Genomic DNA, 6,500 nt, shown 5'->3' with positions numbered 1-6,500 from the left:
GAGCTGCATTGTAACTTTGTCAAACAACCCGGACTCACTTTCACTTTCAGGGGTGATGATGATGTGTGGGTGTTTGTCAACAATACGCTGCAGATGGATCTGGGGGGAATACACGAAGCAATTGACGGGCATATAGATCTGGACAATATACCAGGACTGGTAAACGGGAGCGCTTACACTCTCGATGTATTTTACGCAGAAAGACACTCTGCTGAATCACATATCTGGATCACTACAAACATCATTTCCGCACCCTCTAATCTCCGCCTTTACAAACAACCCGGGACACCTGATGCAGGATCGAATAAACCGATAGGCTCCTATGATTCAGTAAGCATCGGTCAGCCATACACTCTCTACGGGCATGTCTTTGACAGTACAGGAACCTGGCGTCCTGAATACGATGATCAGATCACATGGGAAATTACCTCCGGTGGTATCCTGAATACAGATAAGGGAGTCAGTACTATTTTCACCCCAACAAGACCTGGAACCTACATACTTACAGCCCGGTTCAAAGATCCTGACAACCCGTCCAGAGAATCTATCAGCACAGTGACACTGTATGTAAAAGCAGGCTCCTATCCGCCTCCATTCACACTGAAGCTCTACAGCCAGCCAGGCGACCCGAGCTCTCTTGTCCCGCTCAGCGGAACAGACGAAGTAAAAGCAGGAAATATCTACACAGTTTATGGTCATCTGTTCGACACCGCGGGTACATGGATGAGCGGATATGATCAGTATATCAAATGGAGAGTTGTGGAAATAAACTCAGGAGTTGTACCCTCACCCGATGCAGGTGTGAGTACATCCATAAGGCCCACTATTGCAGGAGTAATAACTCTCCAGGCTTCATTTGCTGATCCAACAGACTTGTCCCGTCCTCCCTCAGAAGCCAGACTCTCTATCACGGTTAAAGCTGGTGATGAGCACCATCTTGACATTCAGCCGGATTCTGTGATAACCAGTTACAATTCTGATGATGATTTCGACGAGTTGATTTTCGGGAATAATGAGAACAGAGTCAGGGTTTTCGCGGTTGTAAGAGACGAGTTCGGCAATTTCATCCGCTATGCCGCCCCAAATACAAGCTGGCGAAGTGACAATAACTTGGTGGCAGACGTTACATCCTATCATGGCAGCAGCACCTTTGTGGTAAAACAGCAGACAGGAATCGGCGAGGAGACAATTCTTATCGCTTACGAACAGGGTCTGATTCCAGACACTATCACAGTGGGAAGTTTGGGTAATTCAGCCACCGTTGCCTGGCCTAACCCTTTTACCCCCGGCGTAAGTAAACTTCCCGGCCTGGGCACCGGCAACAGCAAAGTATACGAATTCTACCAGAATGTCCTTCAGCCTTTTGCCGACAAACCTTTCGGGATACTCATCGGTATAGAAACGCCCAGACCCCTTAAGCCTGTAAATCCGGGAGAAGCCTCCAACCCGCAGGCCTCTTATGCGCACGTAAATGTTTATGATGCTGTCGGGAACCTTGTAGCCACATCACGTTCAGGACGCAAAGACCTCAGGGTGGTACGGGCACAGACATCACGTACTTTCGGTATTGTCTGGAACGGCACCAATGATAAGGGCAGAACTGTGGGCGGTGGCACCTATCTCTTTGATATCAAGGGGAAACAGACTGACGGCAGACCTTTTTTCAAGACGATGAAAGTTGCTGTGACAAGAGAGGCGAAATAGACTTGCCAGGAAGGAACCGCTGCAAAAGCGGTTCCTGTTGATTTCCTGGAATTATAACTCCTTCTGCATCCCGCAATTAGCTGAACTTTTCTTCCATTTCCCCTTGTGGCCCATCTTGCCTTTCTTACTAAGCCACTCTTTGTTGACCACCTTTGAAAATTGTTCTGCTGTAAGAATCTTTTTCACTTTTAACAGATGTTCATTGCGGGCTCTTGACATCTCCTTGTGGAGTTTTCCAAGTTCATCAGCATAAGAATCCAGCATACTTTTTGCTGGATCATTCTTAAGCAGTTCCTCTTTGATTTTCACGCGGAGAGCTTTTACCGCTTCAAAGTTCTCCTTGCGAGCATCAGCCATCTCTTCGTGAATCTCCTTGAGCTTTGCTTTCTGATCCTCGGTAAGCCCCAGATCTGCCCAATTGTATTGAGGGCCCTCTTTCCGGTGAGAAGGATTCCCGGGCTGAGAGAAAGCTGTTGAAAAGACGATTGACAGCAGACACAGGGAAGAAATCAAAGTTTTCATTTTAATGCTCCTTTCTTTGATACATTAAAATCCGCTGATAAGAGCATAAGTATCAAACTCCTGCTCAAGATCATCACCGTTTAAATAATCACTGATGCCCTGTAGCTCATCAGCAATTACCGGCTGTATAACGACATTTTCCGGTTTATCTTTGGTAATATTAAAGTACCCCACAGCCAGAACCAATGAGGCTGCAAGTGCCAGGAGAGCATTTCTTGCCGAGGAACGCCTGGAAACACTACTCATGACCTTTTCATAAATATCTGAGGGCATCTCCGGCACTCTTGAAAGCTCTTCATAAAAACGATTTTCATTCATATAGCCTCCCTGATTCCGGACTCATCACGGAATCTATTCCTGATATTCTCCTTCAAACGATGAAGTCTTGTTCTCAGGGCACCTGCGGATGATCCAGTTACAGATTCGATCTCCTCGAAGGTTAATCCATCTATTTCCCTTGCAACCAGCAGAAATCTTTCCTCAACGGATAATTGAGAAAGTACTTTTTCCACCAGATCCTTCATTTCATAACCTCCGGTCTCATTCCGGACAAATTTGTTGTCATCATAGAGCTGATGAGACCTGAAGCGGGTTTGCTTATTGGCAAAATTCAGGACAGCATTATAGGCGATTCGATAGATCCAGGTGGAAACTGCTGATTCACACTTGAACTTCCCCAGAGATCTGTGGACATTGATAAATGTCTCCTGAAGCAGTTCTGCAGCGATATTCCGGTCACCTGTCATCCGCATCACAACCCGCCAAACAAAAGGTGAATAAAAATCGTATAGAGCCTTGAAAGCGGCCTTTTCACCCTTTACTGCTCTATGTATTGTAATCTTGTCAAGTTCTTCCATATTGTTCTCATCAGATTAGACATGGCCTCAGTAATAAATGTTACAATTTTTTACACAACACTTCCGGGTAATTTTTTTTCCGGAATATAATGTGCGGTTAGGGTGCACAGTTTGTTTTCTCGATCGGGGCCAAATCGGGATCGGATTCTGATTCCCGCATTTCAGTATGAGTCCAGGGGAACACCTCAGGGATGAATTCGGGACCTAATTAGTTTAAATTTAAAAATTCAACTTTGAGGAAAAAAATCATCTCGACACAAAATTCCATATTATAAAATATCCCGATTCCGACCCCGATCAAGAAAAAACTATGAATCCAGCATCACTCGATTATTCACCATAAAACATCATCATACACTCCCATCTCAATCGTATTCCTAATTTCACAGGAAATCTCTGTACGATCATTTCTCTGTACATGCTTAAAAGATTTTCCGGATTACTGTCCGTTTTTATATTTTCTGATTCTCTTCCCATTTGTGACACCAGATCGATGGAGCGGTTATGAGCGAAAAAATTGTGATCGGAAGCGATCATGCAGGTTTTGAGATGAAAGAGTATATAAAAGAGGTTCTGACTCAAAAAGGGGTACTGTTTGAGGATGCAGGAGCGGTGAGCCTGGATCCGTCGGATGATTACCCGGAGTTTGCATTCAGGGTGGCAAAGGCAGTATCAGAAAAGCGATACAACAAAGGAATTCTCCTTTGCGGTACCGGGATCGGAGCCTCAATAGCCGCAAACCGTGTCAAAGGCGTAAGGGCTGCACTCTGCACCTCACCGGATATGGCCCGGATGTCCAGGGCGCACAATGATTCCAATGTTCTGGTATTAGGCGGACGTACCACACCACGGGAGACTGTTTCACAGATCATCGATGCCTGGCTGGGGGGAAGTTTCGAAGGCGGACGGCATCAGAATAGAATCGACCAGATCGATCAATAGCTTTCAGGAGGATAACACAGTGGTTATAAAAGAACTGCAGCAGGAAGCAACAGTCAGTCAGGCAAGAAAGCGGGTTTCATGGGATGAGTATTTCATGAATATTGCTGTTCAGGCCTCTACCCGTTCAACCTGCAGCCGCAAGCATGTAGGCGCAGTAATTGTCAGGGAAAAGACGATTCTCTCCACCGGCTACAATGGGAGTATCAGAGGGATGCCGCACTGTGATGATGTGGGGCACATGATGGAGAATGACCACTGTGTGGCTACAGTGCATGCTGAGGCAAATGCTATCATACAGGCTGCCAGAAACGGAACATCGATAAACGGTGCTGATATCTATGTTACAGCATCCCCGTGCTGGAACTGTTTTAAACTAATTGCAAACAGCGGGATCAAACGGATCTTTTACCTGGAATTCTACCGTGATGAGAAGATTCTAACTGTCGCGCCACAGGCCGGAATTGAGCTTATCAAGGTCAATTGTGAATCTCAGTAGTTTCCTGTAAGTTCTATAAACTTTCATTTCACATCTTCGGTATCGATATCGGTATCGAATCTCCCCTGAAATGAATCGTGATTTGATTCGTTAAATCACCAGATTGCCTCTGAGGTGATAATCCTTTTGTATTTAGCAATAGTATAGTTGTCATTTCATTGCAAGCGACACTCTCTCCTCCACGTCGTTTTCGCGAAAGAAGGGAATCCAGTCTTAACATTCCATAATCCCTGGATGTCTGTTTTCACAGGCATGACGCCCTGTGGAGAGATATATTCAGACGAGGCTTTTCGAGGAGAAATCTTTTTTTAACCCGCCCCTTCAGGGCTCCGGTCACCTTCAGAACACCAACCCACCCCAAAGCGACAAAACAGAACTGTAGCGGTCGTCCAGAAGTTCAACCTTATAACTCGCGTCAATCCTGAATCTTCCCCACGGATTAAAACTCCAGTAAAGCACCGGAGTCAAAGACCACTCAGTCCCGCTGCCCAGAAATCTCTTCTCCTCACTGTCATGAAAGCGCAGGCTGTCAAGTGGTTCCTCAAACTGGAACACATCCGAGATTTTCCCGCCCCTCACAGAGCGGTTCACACCAATCGAATTCATCCCGATCCCCAGCTTATTAAGCCTGTTAACCTGTGAGTGCACAGCCAGTACTATTGCCTGTGAATTTGGTCCCAGAGGAGAACCAAGGCACTTGTCAAAATGGGAGTACCGATGGCTGGCACCGAAGAAATGGGTGTAAACCCATGGTTCAACATGGGAATACTCCATGTTTATTTCCATATCACGTCCGAAGAGAGTTCCGAAATATTGTCCGCCGACTGTAAGGGCCCACTTGTTACCGAAATCGCTGCTGAAGATTTTCCAGGGTGCAAGCATATCATCGAGAAAGAACTCTGCATACCAGCGGAAGTCAGCAGGCCAGAGAAGATTTACATCCAGGGAAAGCGCGGCATTGTCCCGGTCCCCGGCATAATGCTCTGCGAACTTGAATGGAACAAACGGGATCAGGTAAACCCATTCCCATCCCCGTTCTACTCCTGAGTACTCCCGGCGCACGGCATCGGAATCGTTGACAGGTTCCGAAGTGCTGCTGCCGTTTATGATCACTTCGTTTAAACCAAAATTCAATCTGGAATTCCAGAAACAGGCATTCAACCTGTGGGTGTAAATGTATTTAGGCTTGTCTTTCTGAAACCGCAGCATCCCTGCGGTATGACTGTACTGAACCAGGTGAAAATCAAGCGTTCCTTTCAAATAAGTAATCGGCGGAGCATATCCGGATAATGTCAGCGGATAGTAAAGAGCAGGACCTACCTTGAGGTAATCTATCGCGGTCTCCAACTGGACTCTGCCCGCATTATACCTTATACCGCCACGAAGAATATCTGATGCCCTTACATGGCTGCTGTCATCTACCCTTCCGTAAAGATTGTACGGGATACCCTCATAGGGCTGGTATGTATGACGCTTGAAAAATGTGTCTGAATCGTACTCAGTCCATATATCGATACCGGAATAAAATGAAAGCTTCCCAAGATTTCCGGTAAGTAAAGGATTGGCTATTCCTTTTATATTGATCGAGTAATTGGAGGAAAGTGATGGCTTGATATCACCCAGTAAACGAAGGTTGAGCTTCAGATGAATATCAGTATTACGCTCAGGTTCCTCTTTATACCACTTCAGGAGCCCCTCCCGAGGTGAGAGATATCTCCTTATTTCCTTTATATAGTACAGTTCCTGATCGGAGAGTACACCCGAACCTTTCCTCTCCGCTTCATCGAGAAATTCCAGTACCACATCGGCATTTACAGGCTGGTCAAAGATCGCCTCCGGTACCTTGAGGCCTGTACGGGACGATAACCGGTAGATAAAACGGTCAAGATCAGGATCGATCAGAAGACCTGGAGCATACTGGGCTGAGACACCCGAAAAAAAAAGAATGAGCAGGAGAAGTGACCATTTACGCATAGGAG

Annotated in this window: 7 protein-coding genes; 3 read left to right on the top strand and 4 right to left on the bottom strand. The window is 46.1% G+C overall.

The window, feature by feature from the left end; all coding sequences use genetic code 11:
* The coding region (locus GX089_04030; protein ID NLP01641.1) for a fibro-slime domain-containing protein at positions 1-1,704 on the top strand (1,704 nt) is incomplete at its 5' end.
* Between the two features lie 51 nt (positions 1,705-1,755).
* Here GX089_04030 and GX089_04025 read toward each other — a convergent pair.
* The 3 genes from GX089_04025 to GX089_04015 are packed head-to-tail and all read right to left on the bottom strand — an operon-like array spanning position 1,756 to position 3,083.
* Positions 1,756-2,226 carry a periplasmic heavy metal sensor gene (locus tag GX089_04025; protein NLP01640.1) on the bottom strand — a complete coding sequence of 157 codons (471 nt, stop codon included), beginning with the start codon at positions 2,224-2,226 and terminating at the stop codon, positions 1,756-1,758.
* Positions 2,227-2,250: 24 nt separating this feature from the next.
* Entirely contained in the window at positions 2,251-2,544 is a 294-nt protein-coding gene (locus GX089_04020) for a hypothetical protein (protein NLP01639.1), read from the bottom strand.
* Positions 2,541-3,083, bottom strand: coding sequence for a sigma-70 family RNA polymerase sigma factor (locus tag GX089_04015; protein ID NLP01638.1), 543 nt, complete (start codon positions 3,081-3,083; stop codon positions 2,541-2,543). Before GX089_04015 ends, GX089_04020 begins: the two co-directional genes overlap by 4 nt.
* Positions 3,084-3,587: 504 nt before the next feature.
* On the opposite strand from GX089_04015, the gene rpiB reads away from it, so the two are divergent.
* The gene (gene rpiB, locus GX089_04010) at positions 3,588-4,025 is read left to right on the top strand and encodes a ribose 5-phosphate isomerase B (GenBank protein NLP01637.1); all 438 of its coding nucleotides are present in this window, start codon (positions 3,588-3,590) and stop codon (positions 4,023-4,025) included.
* Positions 3,958-4,521, top strand: coding sequence for a dCMP deaminase family protein (locus tag GX089_04005; GenBank protein ID NLP01636.1), 564 nt, complete (start codon positions 3,958-3,960; stop codon positions 4,519-4,521). Before rpiB ends, GX089_04005 begins: the two co-directional genes overlap by 68 nt.
* A 339-nt stretch (positions 4,522-4,860) precedes the next feature.
* Here GX089_04005 and GX089_04000 read toward each other — a convergent pair whose 3' ends face one another.
* Positions 4,861-6,495 carry a hypothetical protein gene (locus tag GX089_04000; GenBank protein ID NLP01635.1) on the bottom strand — a complete coding sequence of 545 codons (1,635 nt, stop codon included), beginning with the start codon at positions 6,493-6,495 and terminating at the stop codon, positions 4,861-4,863.
* Positions 6,496-6,500: the final 5 nt, after the last annotated feature.

Origin of the sequence: Fibrobacter sp. (assembly GCA_012523595.1) — a bacterium.
GTDB lineage: Bacteria > Fibrobacterota > Chitinivibrionia > Chitinivibrionales > Chitinispirillaceae > JAAYIG01.
This window is presented reverse-complemented; position numbering and strand designations above follow the sequence as displayed.

What these genes read in the sequence shown, in the direction of transcription:
- GX089_04000 (NLP01635.1), bottom strand. Translation starts at nt 6,495, where the DNA reads ATGCGTAAATGGTCACTTCTCCTGCTCATTCTTTTTTTTTCGGGTGTC.
- rpiB (NLP01637.1), top strand. Translation starts at nt 3,588, where the DNA reads ATGAGCGAAAAAATTGTGATCGGAAGCGATCATGCAGGTTTTGAGATG.
- GX089_04025 (NLP01640.1), bottom strand. Translation starts at nt 2,226, where the DNA reads ATGAAAACTTTGATTTCTTCCCTGTGTCTGCTGTCAATCGTCTTTTCA.
- GX089_04020 (NLP01639.1), bottom strand. Translation starts at nt 2,544, where the DNA reads ATGAATGAAAATCGTTTTTATGAAGAGCTTTCAAGAGTGCCGGAGATG.
- GX089_04015 (NLP01638.1), bottom strand. Translation starts at nt 3,083, where the DNA reads ATGGAAGAACTTGACAAGATTACAATACATAGAGCAGTAAAGGGTGAA.
- GX089_04005 (NLP01636.1), top strand. Translation starts at nt 3,958, where the DNA reads ATGCCTGGCTGGGGGGAAGTTTCGAAGGCGGACGGCATCAGAATAGAA.